Below are 16,556 nucleotides of genomic sequence, written 5' to 3'. Positions count from 1 at the left end.
CTCAAGCCTCTATCAGTTCGGTTTTCAGGCCTACGGCTTGCGCCGCCAAAGCCTGTTTGCGATCCGCCGTCACAAACAGGTCAACCCTTGCAAGCTGTGCGGTGCCAATGTGCAGCGCATCCGTGGCGCGCAAGCGGGTGTGCGCCATGGCCGCGATGGCCAAAACTTCAATCTCTGGGCTGATGGGCCGCACATCAAAGTCAACAAAATCCTGCGCCACCTCGCCCATCGCATAGGCATACTGGTCCATATCAATCGAGCTGTCGTGGACCTCGCGGCTCAGGCTGGAGGCAATTTCAATTTTGCAGTGCGCTGCCAGCACCACCGAATCAGCGCGCATCAACAGGCGCTCCACCGCATCGTGGCCACTCTCGCGCTTATATCGCTTAGCGATAGCCGAGGAATCGAGTAATAGCTTCATATCAATACCGAGCACTTTCGCGCTCTTCAATGATTAATTGCGCCAATGTTTTGCCATCGGCACGCTGATACTCCAGCGGTTTGATCGGGCGCTTCCAGCTTGGCAACTTCTCGGGCGCAGATGATTGTGCCGGCACCAGTTCGGCAACCGGCTTGCCATGCCGCAAAATGCGCACGGTTTCGCCCCGCTCGACCCGGTCTATCATGGCCGACGCGTTGGCCCGGAATTCACTCAAGGAAATGATGTGCATTTTGTACAAAAGTTATAATTTTGTACATTTTAGCGGATTGCGTTTGCACTGACCTGCGTTTTCGCTTTCCCTCACAGCCTGTGATGAAATCAGCGTCATGTCCACCCCACCATTCTTCCCCCAACAGCTCCCCAAACTCCTGGTTTTTGCCGGCAGCACCCGCCTGAACTCCTTCAACCGCCAGCTGGCCGGCGTTGCCGCCACGCTGGCGCGCGCTAGCGGCGCAGAGGTCACGCACATCGAGCTGGCCGACTTCGACATCCCGATGTACAACGCCGACCTCGAAGCGCGCGGTACACCGCCCGACGTGATGCGGCTCAAGCAGCTGATGCATCAGCACCCGGCCTGGGTCATCTGCTCGCCCGAGTACAACGGCAGCTACACCGCGCTGCTGAAAAACACCATCGACTGGGCCTCCAGCCCGGTCAAGAGCGACCCGGCCTGGCAGGACGGCTTCAAAGCATTTCGCGGCAAGGTGGTGGGCGTGCTCAGCGCCTCGCCCGGAGCGCTGGGCGGCCTACGTTCGCAAAATCACCTGGTGCCGCTACTGCTCAATGCGCAATGCTGGGTCGCGCCCAAGGCGTTTGCGCTCAGCCGCGCCGGCGCCGCTTTCGACACGCAGGGCCAGCTGATCGATGAGGCCCAGCGCGGCCAGGTTCAGGCGGTGCTTGACCAGGTGCTGTTTGCTGCCGGGCGTCTGGCCGGCTAACATTTGGCAGGCCCGCGCAAGCGCGCTCAAGCCTTTTTTTGCTATTTATTTTATAGCTGCTTACGCCCGTTTTCATTGAGCTGCAAGCGGTTTTACGCAGTATGCAAAAATCCCTCGCAGCCGGTTACGCGGCGGCGCTTCTGCGCGGCGCCAGCGCCTAGCTGCTGGTAAGCTGCCCGCCCTGCCGGGCGTGGTACGGTGCTGACTGGCGCCGACTGAAAGACCCCATGGACAAACACTACCTCACCCCCCTTTTTGCCCCCCAATCCATCGTGGTGTTCGCCGGCCAGGCCGACGCCCCGGCGACGCAAACCACGCAGGCCAAGGCGCTGCATCAGGCACTTCGGGCACAAAACTACACCGGCACGCTGCAGTTTCTGGACATCCACACTAGCGGAACGCTGGCGGATTTGGCGCAGGCGCGTGCCGATCTGGCCATTATTGCGCTGCCGCCGCAGGACATTGCCGCCGCGCTGGAATTAGCAGGCCGCATCAAATGCCGCGCCGCACTGGTGATCTCCAGCGGCGTCAGCGCCGAGCAGTCCGCAGCACTGAAGAAGATCGCCCAGCGCGAAGGCATCTACCTGCTCGGCCCCAACGGCATGGGCCTGCAGCGCCCGCAGCTGCAGCTCAATGCCAGCGCCGCCGGGCCGCTGGCCAAGGCCGGCTCGCTGGCGCTGATTTCCCAATCGGGCGCGCTGACCTCCTCCATCCTCGACTGGGCCTGCAACAACGCGGTCGGCTTTTCCTCGGTCGTTTCGCTCGGCCCGCATACCTCGGTCAACCTGGCCCAGGTGCTCGATTTCCTCGCCAGCGACGCGCAAACCCACAGCATCGTGGTTTATCTGGAAGGCATCTCAAACGCCCGCCGATTCATGAGCGCGCTGCGGTCGGCCGCCATTGCCAAGCCGGTGGTGGTGCTCAAAGCCGGCCGCAAACCGGCCGGCAATGAGGCGGCGCTGACCCACAGCGCCACCATCGTCGGCAGCGACGACGTGTTTGACGCGGCGTTGCGCCGCGCCGGGGCGGTGCGGGTGCGCTCTTTTGTCGAGCTGTTTTCCGCCGCCAAGTGCCTGGCCTCGCGCTACCGCCCGGTGGGCCGGCGCCTGGCCATCGTCACCAACGGCGGCGGGCCCGGCGTGCTGGCCGCCGACTGGGTCAATGAAATTGACCTGCAGCTCGGCAAGCTGTCGGCCGAGTCGGCCAGCGCTCTCAAGCCGCAGCTGCCGGCCCACGCCTCCCTGTCCGACCTGATCGACCTGTCCGAAGAGGCCGGCCCGGAACACTACAAGGCCGCCATCGAAGCGGCCGACAAGGACCGCCAGATCGATGGCATGCTGGCGATCTACTCACCCAAGGCTGGCGCCGACCCGTCAGCGGTGGCGCGCGCGCTGGCCGAGGTCAAGCGCGCCGTCGGCAAGCCGCTGCTGTCGTGCTGGATGGGCGACTCCACCGTGGTGGCGGCCCGCGGCATCCTCAACGATGCCGCCATTCCAAGCTTTCGCACGCCCGAGGCGGCGGTCGGCGCCTTTGGCAACATCGCCTCCTTCTACCAAAACCAGCTGCTGCTGCAGCAAACCCCGCCGCCGCTGTCAACGCTGGCCAAGCCTGATATTGAAGGCGCGCGCCTGCTGATCGAAAGCGTGCTGTCCGAGCGCCGCAAGGTGCTGACCGAGATGGAGTCCAAGACCCTGCTGGCAGCCTTTCATATTCCCGTCACCAAGACCATCCTGACGCGCAGCGCCCACGAAGCCATGATGATTGCCACGCAGCTCGGTTTCCCGGTGGCGCTGAAAATCGATTCACCCGACATCAGCCACAAATCGGACGTGCAAGGCGTGGCGCTCAATATCCTGAACGCCGCCGGCGTGCGCGACTGCTACAACGAGATGGTGCAAACCGTGGCGCGCCTGCAGCCCGATGCCCGCATCAACGGCGTGACCGTGCAGAACATGGCGCACGCCCGGCGCGGCCGCGAAATTTGCATCGGCCTGGTCACCGACGACCCGTTTGGCCCGGTGATCGCGTTCGGCGCCGGCGGCACCATGATAGAGCTGATCAACGACCGCGCCATGGAGTTGCCGCCGCTCAACCAGTTCCTGGCGCGCCGCCTGATCGAGCGCTCGCGCGTCGCCGAAACCCTGGGCGAATGGCGCGGCGCCAGCGCCATCGACATGGACGCGCTTGAGCAGGTGCTGCTGCGCGTGTCGGAAATGGTCTGCGAGCTGCCGCAACTGCGCGAAATGGACATCAACCCCCTGATCGTCGATGAATCGGGTGCCGTGGCGGTCGATGCGCGCATCGTCATCGACCACGCGCCGCTGTCCGGCAACGGCAGCGCCAACCGCGACAACCCCTACAACCACCTCGCCATCCTGCCTTACCCGGCGCGCTACGAACAGTTGCTGCCGCTGCGTGGCGGCGGCGAGTACACCGTGCGGCCGATCCACCCCGACGACGCCAGCATGCTGCAGGACCTGATGCAGCACCTGTCGCCACAAAGCCGCTATTTCCGCTTCGTTTCAGCCCTGATCGAGCTGCCGCCCACCATGCTGGCGCGCTTCACGCTGATCGACTACGACCGCGAAATGGCGCTGGTCGCCGTGGTCAGGCAGCGCAGTACTGGCGCCGACGGCGCGATCATCGAGACCGAACGCATCGTCGGCGTATCGCGCTACATCACCAACCCCGACCAGTCGAGCTGCGAGTTCGCGCTGGTGATTGCGGACGATTTCAACGGCAAGGGCCTGGGCTCGCGCATGATGCTCAGCATCATGGACGTGGCGCGCGACAAGGGTTTGAGCGAGATTGAGGGGCTGGTGCTGGCAAACAACCCCGACATGCTCAAGCTCATGAAAAGCCTGGGCTTCTCCATCAAGCCGTTTGCCGAAGACCGGGATTTCAAGCTGGTCACGCACACGCTCTAAAACGCGCCATACGCCTCAGATTGCTATTTATTTGATAGCTTTTTGCGCCCGTATCTATTGGACTAGAAGCGATTTTAATCATTTTTTTAGGTGGGCGATGGCCTTCGTCGATCGGTTTTGCGCAGCGTAAGCCGGCAGCGGCCATGCGGAGCATCCACCCTGCCAAACCGGGCGCATACTTATAGACCTGACCCGGGCTGTCAGCCCGCTGTAGACAAGCCGGGCCACACTGCGGGCCACCCCCCTTCGTTAACCCCAGGAGATTCTTATGACCCGTGAAGTTGTTGTTGTCAGCGGTGTGCGCACCGCCATTGGAACCTTTGGCGGCAGCCTGAAGGACACGCCGCCCACCGAGATGGCCGCGCTGGTGGTGCGCGAATCGCTGGCGCGCGCCGGCGTGGACGGCAAGGATGTTGGCCACGTCGTGTTCGGCCATGTCGTCAACACCGAACCCAAGGACATGTATTTGTCGCGCGTGGCGGCCATCAATGGCGGCTGTGCCGAAGGCACGCCGGCCTTCAACGTCAACCGTCTGTGCGGCTCCGGCCTGCAAGCCATTATTTCAGCCAGCCAGAGCATTTTGCTGGGTGATGCCGACATCGCCATTGGCGGCGGTGCTGAAAACATGAGCCGCGGCCCCTATGCCAGCCTGGCCACGCGCTTCGGTGCCCGCCTGGGCGACAGCAAAATGATCGACATGGTAGTCGGCGCCCTGCACGACCCGTTCCAGACCATCCACATGGGCGTCACGGCCGAGAACATCGCTGCCAAATGGGGCATCAGCCGTGAAGACCAGGACGCGCTGGCCGTGCAAAGCCACAACCGCGCCCAGAAAGCCATCGAAGCCGGCTACTTCAAGGAGCAAATCGTTCCGGTGATGTTGAAAAGCCGCAAGGGCGATGTCGCCTATGACACCGACGAGCACTTCCGTCCCAACTGCACGCTGGCCGACCTGGCCAAGCTCAAGCCGGTGTTCATCAAGGAAAACGGCACCGTCACGGCCGGCAACGCCTCGGGCATCAATGACGCCGCGGCCGCCGTCGTGCTGATGGAAGCCGGCACCGCCAAGGCGCGCGGCCTCAAGCCGCTGGCCCGCCTGGTCGCCTACGCCCACGCCGGCGTCGACCCCCAATACATGGGCATAGGGCCGGTACCCGCCACGCAGATGGCCCTGAAAAAAGCCGGCCTCACGGTCGGCGATCTTGACGTGATCGAAGCTAACGAAGCCTTCGCAGCCCAAGCCTGCGCCGTCAGCCGCGACCTCGGCCTGGACCCGGCTAAAGTCAACCCCAACGGCTCCGGCATTTCGCTGGGCCACCCGATTGGCGCCACCGGCGCGCTGATCACCGTCAAGGCTCTGTACGAGCTCGAACGCATAGGCGGGCGCTACGCGCTGGTGACGATGTGCATTGGCGGCGGGCAGGGCATCGCGGCGATTTTCGAGCGGGTTTAATGTAGCCGTCCAGCCCCTTAACGTAGCATTAGCGCTACGTTATTGCTAGCGCCTCCCGCTCGATAAAAAGGGGCGGTTTCCAGTCCAGGTGCAACACTCGGTTCACTGTTTGGTAGCGGGCGAGGGCTGGTGGTTGAGTAGCATGTCCCGATAAACCTTACCAGGCGAGAACGCCTGATAGCCGCAAGACAAGACCTCAGGCGGCAGCTCGCCGTGCCCGCACCGCCGCCGCCAGCCCCTGCAGCACCGGCACGGTCTGCGCCATGCTGATGCAGGCATCAGTCACCGACACGCCATGCTTGAGCGGCTGGCCCGGCAGTATGTCTTGCCGGCCTTCGCTCAGGTGGCTTTCAATCATGATGCCGGTGATGCGCCGGTCGCCCGCGGCAATCTGCTGCGCCACTTCGGCAGCCACGCTGATCTGGCGCTGGTGCTGCTTGCTGCTGTTGGCGTGCGACACGTCAATCATCACCTGCTCGCGCAGGCCGGCGCTTTTAAGCAGCGCGCAGGCGGCGTTGACGTCTGCGGCGGCGTAGTTGGTCTGCTTGCCGCCGCGCAAAATCACGTGGCAGTCGTCGTTGCCGCGTGTCTCGAAGATGGCGGCCTGGCCCATCTTGGTCATGCCCATGAAGGCGTGCGCAGCCTGCGCCGCCTGAATGGCATCGCTGGCAACCTTGATGCCACCGTCGGTGCCGTTCTTGAAGCCGACCGGGCAGCTCAGACCGGAGGCGAGCTGGCGGTGGCTGGGGCTTTCGGTGGTGCGCGCGCCTATGGCGCCCCAGCTCACCAGATCACTGATGAATTGCGGGCTCAGCAGGTCTAAAAACTCGGTGCCCACCGGCAGGCCGAGTGCCAGCACATCCAGCAGCAGGCGCCGCGCCAGCTCCAGCCCTTCGTTGATGGCGAAGCTGCCGTCCAGCCGCGGATCGTTGATGTAGCCCTTCCAGCCAACGGTGGTGCGGGGTTTTTCGAAGTAGACGCGCATCACCAGCAACAGCTCGCCGGCAAATACTTCGGCATGCGCCTGCAGCTGGCGCGCGTATTCCATGGCCTGGTCGTGGTCGTGGATGGAGCAGGGCCCGACGACGACGATCAGCCGGTCATCGGCGCCATGCAGCACGCGCGAGAGGGCGGCGCGGCTGCGTTCGACCAACGCCAGTGAGGCCGCCGGCACCGGCAGCCACTCTTCAAGCAGCGCGGGCGTGATGAGCGGGCGCACCGCACCGATGCGGATGTCGTCGGTGCGGGTGGTGTCGTGGGTGGAGATTCTGACGGCGGACGGCGTGGCGGTGCGGTGAGGCATGTTGAGAAACCTGTTTCTGTGTGTTTTAAGGATGTTTTAGGGCTATAGCCCAATGAGGCCGGGCGCAAGCAGCTATCTATTTAATAGCGTTTAAATGATGAAAGCAGTCTTTTTTTGATGGCGCTTGTTGGCCTGTTCAGACGCGCGTGCGCTGTGCGATGAAGGTGCTGACGGCCGATTTGGCGCAGCGCTGCAAGGCCACCAGCAAGGCGTGGTCGGGGTTGGCAACGCCGTGGCGGCTGCGCAGGTCGCGCTGGATCTGGCCGACCAGCTCGGCCGCCATTTCGGCATCGGCCAGCGCCCGGTGCGCGGCGCCGGTCCGCGGCAGGCGGTGGTAGTCAACCAGCGAGCCAAGCTTGTGGTTGGGCGCTTGCGGGTAGAGCCGGCGTGACACCAGCAGGGTGCAGGCAAAGGGCTGCGGCGCTGGCAGGTCCAGCCGCGTCAGTTCGTCAATCCAGAACTTGCGGTCAAACGACGCGTTGTGCGCCACCAGCGGCACCTGGCCGACAAAGCGGCTGGCGTCGGCCATTACCTGCGCGGCAGCCGGCGCAGACGCCACCATGGCGTTGCTGATGCCAGTCAGCTGGGTGATGAAGGCCGGAATATGAACGCCGGCATTCATCAGGCTCTGAAAGCGGTCCACCACGCGGCCACCTTGCACCAGCACGATCGCCACCTCGGTGGCGCGGTCACCCATGGCGGGCGACAGGCCAGTGGTTTCAAAGTCGATGACGGCGATCAGGCTCATGGGGCGCTCATGCCAATAGCGTCATGCCGGCGGCGCGCGGCTCAAATATCAATATTCGCCGCCCGCAGCGCGTTTTTCTCAATGAACTCGCGACGCGGCTCGACCTCGTCGCCCATCAGCATGGTGAAGACGCGGTCGGCTTCAATCGCGTCGTCGATCTGCACCTTGAGCAGACGCCGTACTTTGGGATCCATGGTGGTTTCCCAGAGTTGCGCCGGGTTCATCTCGCCCAGGCCTTTGTAGCGCTGGCGTGCCGTGGTGTTTTCAGCCTGGACAATGAGCCAGCGCATGGCCTGGCGGAAGTCGCTGACCTTTTCTTCTTTTCTGCGCTCGCCTTCACCGCGCATGACCTTGGCGCCGGCGCTGATCAGGCCCCTGAACGTCGCGGCGGCATCGGCCAGCGTGGCGTAGTCGGCGCCGTGCACGAAGTCTTGCGTCAGCACGCTGCTCTTGACGTTGCCGTGGTGACGCCGGCTGATGCGCAAAATCGGTTTGTCGCTGCGCACGTCAAACTCGCCAGCCACATCGGCGGGGGCGCCTGTGGTGTTGAGTTCGCGCAACTTGGCCTGCAGCAGCTCGGCTGAGGCTTCTGCGTCGGCCAGGGTGTCCAGGTTGAGCGACACGCCGTCAGCAATCGCGCGCAGCGCTTCGGCATCCATGAAGCCGCGCAGCCGCGTAATCACCGCTTCGGCCAGCTGGTGCTTGCGCGCCAGCTCGGCCAGCGTGTCGCCTGTCAGCACCACGCTTTCATCGGCACCGCTTTGAACCGACGCGTCTTTCAGCGCAATGCGCAGCAAAAAGCTGTCGAGTGCGCCGGTGTCCTTGAGGTACTGCTCTTCCTTGCCGGCCTTGACCTTGTACAGCGGCGGCTGCGCGATGTAGATGTGGCCGCGCTCGACCAGCTCGGGCATCTGGCGGTAAAAGAAGGTCAGCAGCAGCGTGCGGATGTGCGCGCCGTCAACGTCGGCGTCGGTCATGATGATGATGCGGTGGTAACGCAGCTTGGCGACGTTAAAGTCATCCGCGCCTGGCGTACCGCCTATGCCGCCGCCCTTGCCAATGCCGGTTCCGAGTGCTGTGATCAGAATCAAAATCTCGTTGCTGGTCAGCAGTTTTTCGTAGCGCGCTTTTTCCACGTTCAAAATCTTGCCGCGCAGCGGCAAGATCGCCTGGAATTTACGGTCGCGGCCCTGTTTGGCCGAACCGCCGGCAGAGTCGCCCTCGACCAGGTAGATTTCACACAGCGCGGGGTCTTTTTCCTGGCAGTCGGCGAGCTTGCCGGGCAGGCCCATGCCGTCGAGCACACCCTTGCGGCGCGTCATGTCACGCGCCTTGCGTGCGGCTTCGCGGGCGCGCGCGGCTTCGATGATCTTGCCGACGATGATCTTGGCGTCGTTCGGGCGTTCCTGCAGGTAGTCGTGCAAGAGCCGACTCACGATGTCTTCGACCGGTCCGCGCACTTCGCTGGACACCAGCTTGTCCTTGGTCTGGCTGGAGAACTTTGGCTCAGGAACCTTCACGCTGAGCACGCAGCACAGGCCTTCACGCATGTCGTCGCCGGTCACTTCGACCTTGGCTTTCTTGGCCAGTTCGCTGTCGTCGATGTACTTGTTGATGACGCGCGTCATCGCGGCGCGCAGGCCGGTCAGGTGGGTGCCGCCGTCGCGCTGTGGAATGTTGTTGGTAAAGCAGAGTACCTGCTCGCTGTAGCCGCTGTTCCACTGCATCGCAACTTCAACGCCGATGTTGGTGCCCTGGTCGCTCTGGCGGTCGCCCATGGCGGCGAACACGTTGGGGTGTAATACCGTTTTGCCTTTGTTGATGAATGCGACAAAGCCCTTGACGCCATCGGCGCCGGCAAAGTCGTCTTCCTTGCCGCTGCGCTCGTCTTTGAGGCGGATCTTCACGCCGTTGTTCAAAAAGCTCAGTTCGCGCAGCCGCTTGCTCAAAATCTCGTAATGAAAATCGTTGTTTTCCTTGAAGATTTCGGTGTCGGGCAAAAAATGCACTTCGGTCCCGCGCTTGTCGGTCGGGCCCAGCACCTTCATCGGCGAGACGTCAACCCCGTTGACTTGTTCAACGATGCGGTTCTGCACAAAGCCCTTGGAAAACTCCATGGTGTGGACCTTGCCGTCGCGGCGAATCGTCAGGCGCAGCATTTTTGACAAAGCATTGACGCAACTTACGCCGACGCCGTGCAGCCCGCCCGATACCTTGTAGCTGTTCTGGTTGAATTTGCCACCGGCGTGCAGCTCGGTCAGCGCAATTTCTGCGGCCGAACGCCTGGGTTCGTGCTTGTCGTCCATCTTCAGACCGGTCGGGATGCCGCGGCCGTTATCGACCACACTGACTGAATTGTCGGTATGGATGGTGACCATGATGTCATCGCAATGGCCGGCCAGCGATTCGTCGATCGAGTTATCGACAACCTCAAATACCATGTGGTGCAAGCCGCTGCCATCCGACGTGTCGCCAATGTACATGCCGGGGCGCTTGCGCACCGCTTCGAGGCCCTCAAGGATTTGAATTGAGCCTTCGCCATAGGCTTCGGAAGCGCCAGCCTGATTGGTGTCAATTTTGGGCTGGAAATTGGAGCTTTCCGCGCCTGCTGCACCCTCACTGACGTGTACTTGATCGGCTCCGTTGGCGTTGTTTTCTTCAGTCATAAGCAGCTCTTTCCCAATTTCTTCAATCTCTTGAATGACCAAACCCGCGGAGGGTCGCGGGTCTGTTTGTATTTTCGGGCGAGTGTTTCACCCTCAATACGCGCTAAATGCGCATTGGCATCACCACGTACTTGAACGCGGCATCGTCGGGAATGGTGAGCAGCGCGGAGCTGTTGGAATCAGCCAGCTCGATCTTCACCATGTCCTGGTTCATGTTGCTCAGCGCATCGATCAGGTAGGTGACGTTAAAACCGATTTCGATAGACTCGCCGCCGTAATCGATGTCAAGCTCGTCGACCGCTTCTTCCTGCTCGGCGTTGTTTGATGCCACGCGCAGCGTGCCGGGCTCAATGTTGAGCCGCACACCTTTGAACTTCTCGCTGGTCAAAATAGCTGTGCGTTGCAAGCTGGCCAGCAGTGGAACGCGGCCCAGCGTGATGATGTTCTTGTGGTTCTTAGGGATGACGCGGTTGTAGTCGGGAAATTTGCCTTCAACCAGCTTGGTCACAAACTCCATACCTTCGAAACTGAACTTGGCCTGGTTGCCGGCAAACTGCATCTCGATGGCGCCTTCCTTGTCGCTGAGCAGGCGCAGCAGCTCCAGCACGGTCTTGCGCGGCAAGATCACTTCCTGCTTGGGCACTTCAACGTCAAGCGTGGCAGACGAAAACGCCAGCCGGTGGCCGTCGGTAGCGACCAGGCTGAGCTGTTGGCCTTCGGCGACAAACAAAATGCCGTTGAGGTAGTAGCGAATGTCATGCACCGCCATGGCAAACGATACCTGGTTGAGCAAGGCCTTGAGCACCTTTTGCGGCACCGAGAAGGCCGGGCCGAAGTTGGCTGCCTCCTGCACCAGCGGAAAATCTTCAGCAGGCAGTGTCTGCAGTGTGAAACGGCTTTTACCGCCTTTCAAAATCAGCTTGTTCTGCGCCGATTCCAGCGAGACGGTCTGGTCGCCCGGCATGGAACGCAGGATGTCGATGAGCTTGCGCGCACCCACGGTGGTGGTGAAGTCGCCCACATCGCCGTCGAGCTCGGCGCTGGTACGGATCTGGATTTCAAGATCGCTGGTGGTAAGTTGCAGCTGCGTTCCGGTCTTGCGGATCAGCACGTTGGCCAGAATCGGCAAAGTATGCCTGCGCTCGACAATGCCGGCGACCGACTGCAGTACCGACAAAACCTTATCCTGGGTGGCTTTCAGAACGATCATTGACTTCCTCTGTATTTATCTTTAATTCTTTAATTCAAATTAGTAGTAGTAGTAAGGGCTGCGCCTGTCTGTGGACAGTGTCATTTTTCCCTTTTTAATCAACCACTTGGCGTTTGTTTAACCTTGTGTTGAAAGGCCCCTGAAATGCCTTGCCAACTATGAACAACTTTCCATTTTCATCTGCTTCTGTGGATAAGTGGTGGGTTATGCAAAAGTTGTCCCATGGTTTGCATGAGCCCGTTGGGGCCGACCGGGCGACGCTGAAAACCAGCTGAAAAAGCGTCAAGGTGCAGCAAGTCAACCTTTCAGGGTCTGTTCCAGCACATGCAGCTGTTGGTTGAGTTCGGTCATCTGCTGGCGCTCTGCCGACATCTTGCGCACGGCATGTAGCACGGTGGTGTGGTCGCGCCCGCCAAACAGCTCGCCGATCTCGGGCAGACTCTTTTGCGTGAGTTCCTTGGCCAGGTACATGGCGATCTGGCGTGGCCGCGCAATGCTGGCGGGGCGCTTCTTGGAGTACATGTCGGCGACTTTGATCTTGTAGTAGTCGGCCACCGTTTTCTGAATGTTCTCCACCGAGATCTGCCGGTTTTGAATCGACAGCAGGTCGCGCAGGGCTTCCCGCGCCAGCTGAATGGATATTTCCTTGAGATTGAAACGCGAGTAAGCCAGAATCTTGCGCAACGCGCCTTCGAGTTCGCGCACATTGGAGCGGACGTTCTTGGCGACAAAAAACGCCACCTCTTCAGGCATCACCGTGCCTTCGACCTCGGCCTTGCGGATCAGGATGGCGACGCGCATCTCCAACTCGGGCGGCTCGATCGCTACCGTCAGGCCGGAATCGAAACGCGATACCAAGCGCTCATGGATGTCGGTCAGGCCCTTGGGGTAGGTGTCGCTGGTCATCACGATGTGCGATTTTTTGGTCAGCAAGGCTTCAAACGCATTGAAGAATTCTTCTTGCGTGCGATCCTTGTTGGCAAAAAATTGCACATCGTCAATCAGCAGCAGGTCCAGCGAGTGGTAGCGCTCTTTGAACTCGTCAAAAGTCTTGCGCTGGTAGGCTTTAACCACATCCGACACAAACTGCTCGGCATGGATGTAGAGAACTTTGGCCACCGGGTTGTCGCTCAGCAACTTATTGCCAATGGCGTGCATCAAATGGGTTTTACCCAAACCGACGCCGCCATAGATAAACAAGGGGTTGTAAAGCTGGCCCAGACTGCTGGCAACATGCATCGCGGCGGCGCGGCCCATGCGGTTGGCCGTGCCTTCGATCAGAGTGTCAAAGGTTAGCGCGGTATTGAGCCGGTTTTTAAAGGGCGCACCGGCGACCTCCTCTGGAACGCCCAAAGCGGCCGGTTCCGTCACCCCAACACCTTCAAAACTCCTGGTCAAGGATGATGATTTTGTGTAGGCTTCCCGAGGAGCTAGCGCTAACTCAAGAGGTACCTTCTGGCCAGAGACTTTTTCCAGCAGGGCCGAAATTCTGGCCGCATACTGGGCGCGAATCCAGTCCAACTTGAACCTGTTACCGACCTGGATGGTCACTTTGGACAGATCGGAGGCGACCTCTACTACCAGCGGGCGAATCCAGGTGTTGAACTGCTGCTCAGGTAATTCCTGAGCAAGATTGTCAACGCAAGCTTGCCACAAGTCGCTGCTCGGGCTGTAAACGGCAGACTCGCTCATGACTGGTTGGGGCCTGACTGCCAGTGCCAAGCCGTCTGCGTCGGCTTGTGGATATTGTTAATTTTGAGCACCCGTAATTGTAGTCCGGCTGGCTAGTTATCCACAAAAAGGGGGCTTCGGGTTTTAACCTATTTCAGACATGGTTTGGGGGCTTGACGCTGCACCAGCTTTACGGCAATGCGGCATGCAGGTACACACATCTCAGCCTTTACCCGCACTGCGCGGGCTAACTTGTTGCCAGTGCTGGGAAATCTGCGATAATCATGGGTTTCCCCGATTCGTAGCGGACTAGTGCCGCCTGCCCGGCCTTGCTGGAGCGTTCATTGCGATGAATGCCGGCCTGACTGGCGCCGGTGTGTTGCAGGTCCTGCGAAATTGCAGAGCTGGTTGTTTACGGCCATCAAGCGCACTCGAATCGTCAAGAAAAGCTTGTAGCTAAAGCTACGTAACTCTGCCTAACGGGCTTGCAGGACTCACCATGAAACGCACATACCAACCTTCCAAAGTCAAGCGCGCGCGCACGCACGGCTTTTTGACGCGCATGAAAACGCGTGGCGGCCGCGCTGTGATCGCTGCACGTCGTGCCAAGGGTCGCAAGCGCCTGGCCGTCTAAGCGCGCTTTTTACAGGCCGATCGCCGTTTGCTTTTGAGCTGACGCTTGGCGCACTTTTGCAGCGGCTCAAAACCCGTCCCCAGTTTCAGGCAGTTCTTGCCGGTGCCATTGTTGCGAGAACCACGCACTTCGCATTGCACCGCAATGCACTGGAAGCCAAGGCCATGCAAAACCAGCCCGGCAAGCGCGCGGAGGCACCGGCGCTGTTTCCAGTCCGGGATTTGTGGATTGGGGCGATGGTGCCCAAACGTTGGGCCAAACGGGCCGTCACGCGCAATGCCATCAAACGACAGATCTACACCGTGAGCGCTGACTTGTTGCTGCAGTTTCCACCGGCGGCCTTCGTGGTCCGCTTGCGGCGTGACTTTTCGCGCCAGGAGTTTGTCAGCGCCAGCTCCGAGCAACTAAAGCAGGCGGTGCGCGCCGAAGTGCAGGCGTTGCTGCAAACGCTGGTTCAGGCCGAAGGCATGGCGCTATGAAACAGATCGCTGCTTCGTTGCTACGCGTACCGCAAGTCCTGTTGATCGGCTTGGTCAAAGGCTATCGGCTGCTGCTCAGTCCGGCGCTGGGCTCGGCTTGCCGTTTTGAGCCCAGTTGCTCGGCTTATTCGCTGCAAGCGCTGCAGCAGCACGGCGCTGCCGGGGGCAGTTACCTGACGCTACGCCGCCTGGCGCGCTGCCATCCCTGGTGCGACGGCGGCATGGACCCTGTGCCACCGATAGCCGTAGCGAAAAGCGCAGCCTCATTTTTCACCCGTCTGGTCACGCCAGCGAACCCTCCTCCTTCTAAAAAGACGCCGTCATGAACGACATCCGCCGCACCATTTTGTGGGTGATTTTTGGTTTTTCCATGGTCCTGTTGTGGGACCAGTGGCAGGTTTTCAACGGTCACAAGGCCACGTTCTTTCCCTCTGCCACACAAACTACAAGGGCGGCAGCAACGCCGGGCACGGGCGCGCCCCCTGCGGCGGGCACTGCCGCGAATTCTTCGGTACCGCCGGCGGCATCAACTGGCGTCAGCGTGGCCTCGCCCGGTGCAGTGCCCACAGGTGCGCCTTCCGTTGCGCCCGCAGCCGGTAAAGAGCGCGTGGTGGTCAACACCGACGTGCTGACTTTGACCTTTGACAGCGAGGGCGGCACCTTGGTGCGCTCAACTTTCAATAAATACAAGGACATGGACAAGAAGGACGCGGGCTTTGTTCTGCTCGATGAAAGCACCAACCGTGTTTACGTGGCGCAATCTGGCCTGGTAGCGGGCGCTGGCGGTGGCGCATTTCCAACCCATAAAACCCTCATGACGGTGTTGCCCGGCGAGCGCACGCTCAAGGACGGCCAGAACGAATTGCAGGTCAAGTTCGAGTCGGCCGATGTCGGTGGCGTGAAACTGGTCAAAACCTACACGATCAAGCGCGGCGCTTACGACATCGCCGTTCGCCACGACGTGATCAACACCGGCACTGCGCCGGTGGCGCCGCAGCTTTACCTGCAACTGGTACGTGACGGCAACAAGCCGCCAGGCGAGTCGTCATTTTATTCGACCTTCACCGGCCCGGCCATTTACACCGAAGCCAAAAAATACCAGAAGGTGGAGTTCAAGGACATTGAAAACAACAAGGTTGATGTGGAAAAGCAGGCAACCAATGGCTACGTGGCCATGGTGCAGCATTATTTCGCCTCGGCCTGGATTTTGCCCGACGGCTTGAAACGCGACCTGTTTTTGCGCAAGGTGGATGCCAATCTCTACGCTGTGGGCATGATTACGCCGCTGGACAGCATTGCAGCGGGCGCAAGCAAGACCGTAGCCACCACCTTCTTTATTGGCCCGCAGGAAGAAAAAGTGTTGGAAGCACTGACCCCCGGTCTGGAACTGGTGAAAGACTATGGCTGGCTGACCATTCTGGCCAAGCCGCTCTACTGGCTGCTCGACAAGCTGCACAGCTTCATCCAGAACTGGGGCTGGTCCATCGTGGCGCTGGTGCTGCTGCTGAAAATTGCGTTTTACTGGCTCAACGCCAAAGCCTACGCCAGCATGGCCAAGATGAAGGCAATCAATCCCAAGATCACGGAAATGCGCGAACGCCTGAAAGACAAGCCGCAGGAAATGCAGCAGGCGATGATGAAGATTTACCGGGAAGAAAAGGTCAACCCGATGGGAGGCTGCTTCCCGATCATGGTTCAGATACCGGTGTTCATCGCACTGTATTGGGTGCTGCTGTCCAGCGTCGAGATGCGCAACGCGCCGTGGATATTGTGGATTCATGACCTGTCGGCGCCCGATCCTTTCTATATTCTGCCGGTCGTCATGACGTTGACGACCATGCTGCAGACCGCGCTCAATCCGGCGCCGCCCGATCCGATGCAGGCCAAACTGATGTGGTTCATGCCGCTGGTGTTCAGCGTGATGTTCTTCTTCTTTCCGGCCGGTCTGGTGCTTTACTGGATCACCAACAACATCCTGTCGATTGCTCAGCAGTGGGCCATCAACACACGGATGGGCGTACCGCCGCAGTTCAACCTGCCGAAGTTCAAGTAACACAAAAGAAGGGCCGCGAAGTCAAACATCGC

The 16,556-nt window shown here is 60.6% G+C and carries 14 protein-coding genes; 7 read left to right on the top strand and 7 right to left on the bottom strand.

Annotated features, from left to right (window positions below):
• Position 1 precedes the first annotated feature (1 nt).
• Both HHJ18_RS17095 and HHJ18_RS17090 read right to left on the bottom strand, forming a co-directional pair.
• Positions 2 to 421 (bottom strand): type II toxin-antitoxin system VapC family toxin, encoded by a 420-nt coding sequence (locus tag HHJ18_RS17095; RefSeq protein ID WP_296917059.1) that lies wholly within the window; start codon positions 419 to 421, stop codon positions 2 to 4.
• Between the two features lies 1 nt (position 422).
• The gene (locus HHJ18_RS17090; RefSeq protein WP_296917057.1) at positions 423 to 671 is read right to left on the bottom strand and encodes a type II toxin-antitoxin system Phd/YefM family antitoxin; all 249 of its coding nucleotides are present in this window, start codon (positions 669 to 671) and stop codon (positions 423 to 425) included.
• Between the two features lie 97 nt (positions 672 to 768).
• On the opposite strand from HHJ18_RS17090, the gene HHJ18_RS17085 reads away from it, so the two are divergent.
• From HHJ18_RS17085 to bktB, 3 genes are all read left to right on the top strand, one after another.
• The gene (locus HHJ18_RS17085; RefSeq protein ID WP_296917055.1) at positions 769 to 1,380 is read left to right on the top strand and encodes an NAD(P)H-dependent oxidoreductase; all 612 of its coding nucleotides are present in this window, start codon (positions 769 to 771) and stop codon (positions 1,378 to 1,380) included.
• Between the two features lie 227 nt (positions 1,381 to 1,607).
• The gene (locus HHJ18_RS17080) at positions 1,608 to 4,307 is read left to right on the top strand and encodes a bifunctional acetate--CoA ligase family protein/GNAT family N-acetyltransferase (protein ID WP_296917053.1); all 2,700 of its coding nucleotides are present in this window, start codon (positions 1,608 to 1,610) and stop codon (positions 4,305 to 4,307) included.
• Positions 4,308 to 4,575: 268 nt separating this feature from the next.
• Positions 4,576 to 5,760 (top strand): beta-ketothiolase BktB, encoded by a 1,185-nt coding sequence (gene bktB / locus HHJ18_RS17075; protein ID WP_296917051.1) that lies wholly within the window; start codon positions 4,576 to 4,578, stop codon positions 5,758 to 5,760.
• A 196-nt stretch (positions 5,761 to 5,956) separates the two neighbouring features.
• Here the strand turns inward: bktB and HHJ18_RS17070 are convergent, their stop codons facing one another.
• The 5 genes from HHJ18_RS17070 to dnaA form a co-directional block, all read right to left on the bottom strand.
• Positions 5,957 to 7,063 (bottom strand): 3-deoxy-7-phosphoheptulonate synthase, encoded by a 1,107-nt coding sequence (locus tag HHJ18_RS17070; RefSeq protein WP_296917049.1) that lies wholly within the window; start codon positions 7,061 to 7,063, stop codon positions 5,957 to 5,959.
• Positions 7,064 to 7,199: 136 nt separating this feature from the next.
• Positions 7,200 to 7,811 carry a 3'-5' exonuclease gene (locus HHJ18_RS17065; protein WP_296917047.1) on the bottom strand — a complete coding sequence of 204 codons (612 nt, stop codon included), beginning with the start codon at positions 7,809 to 7,811 and terminating at the stop codon, positions 7,200 to 7,202.
• Positions 7,812 to 7,852: 41 nt separating this feature from the next.
• Positions 7,853 to 10,477: a DNA topoisomerase (ATP-hydrolyzing) subunit B gene (gene gyrB / locus HHJ18_RS17060; protein ID WP_296917045.1), complete on the bottom strand. Its 2,625-nt coding sequence runs from the start codon at positions 10,475 to 10,477 to the stop codon at positions 7,853 to 7,855.
• Between the two features lie 103 nt (positions 10,478 to 10,580).
• Complete coding sequence (gene dnaN, locus HHJ18_RS17055) at positions 10,581 to 11,687, bottom strand: DNA polymerase III subunit beta (RefSeq protein ID WP_296917043.1); 1,107 nt, start codon at positions 11,685 to 11,687, stop codon at positions 10,581 to 10,583.
• A 297-nt stretch (positions 11,688 to 11,984) separates the two neighbouring features.
• The gene (gene dnaA, locus HHJ18_RS17050; RefSeq protein WP_296917041.1) at positions 11,985 to 13,379 is read right to left on the bottom strand and encodes a chromosomal replication initiator protein DnaA; all 1,395 of its coding nucleotides are present in this window, start codon (positions 13,377 to 13,379) and stop codon (positions 11,985 to 11,987) included.
• A gap of 478 nt (positions 13,380 to 13,857) precedes the next feature.
• Here dnaA and rpmH point away from each other — a divergent pair, with 478 nt between their 5' ends.
• Genes rpmH through yidC form a run of 4 tightly spaced genes read left to right on the top strand, consistent with a single transcriptional unit; the run spans position 13,858 to position 16,524 of the window.
• Positions 13,858 to 13,992 carry a 50S ribosomal protein L34 gene (gene rpmH / locus HHJ18_RS17045; RefSeq protein WP_007862708.1) on the top strand — a complete coding sequence of 45 codons (135 nt, stop codon included), beginning with the start codon at positions 13,858 to 13,860 and terminating at the stop codon, positions 13,990 to 13,992.
• Between the two features lie 56 nt (positions 13,993 to 14,048).
• Complete coding sequence (locus HHJ18_RS17040; protein WP_296917040.1) at positions 14,049 to 14,471, top strand: ribonuclease P protein component; 423 nt, start codon at positions 14,049 to 14,051, stop codon at positions 14,469 to 14,471.
• Entirely contained in the window at positions 14,468 to 14,797 is a 330-nt protein-coding gene (gene yidD, locus HHJ18_RS17035) for a membrane protein insertion efficiency factor YidD (protein WP_296917038.1), read from the top strand. Before HHJ18_RS17040 ends, yidD begins: the two co-directional genes overlap by 4 nt.
• A complete protein-coding gene (gene yidC / locus HHJ18_RS17030) occupies positions 14,794 to 16,524 on the top strand; it encodes a membrane protein insertase YidC (protein WP_296917036.1) in 1,731 nt (576 codons plus the stop codon). The genes yidD and yidC overlap by 4 nt, the downstream gene beginning before the upstream one ends.
• Positions 16,525 to 16,556 lie beyond the last annotated feature (32 nt).

The organism is Polaromonas sp. (genome assembly GCF_012927455.1).
Classification (GTDB): Bacteria; Pseudomonadota; Gammaproteobacteria; order Burkholderiales; family Burkholderiaceae_C; genus Polaromonas.
The sequence above is the reverse complement of the archived record's forward strand: the minus strand, read 5'-3'. Positions and strand labels throughout refer to the sequence as shown.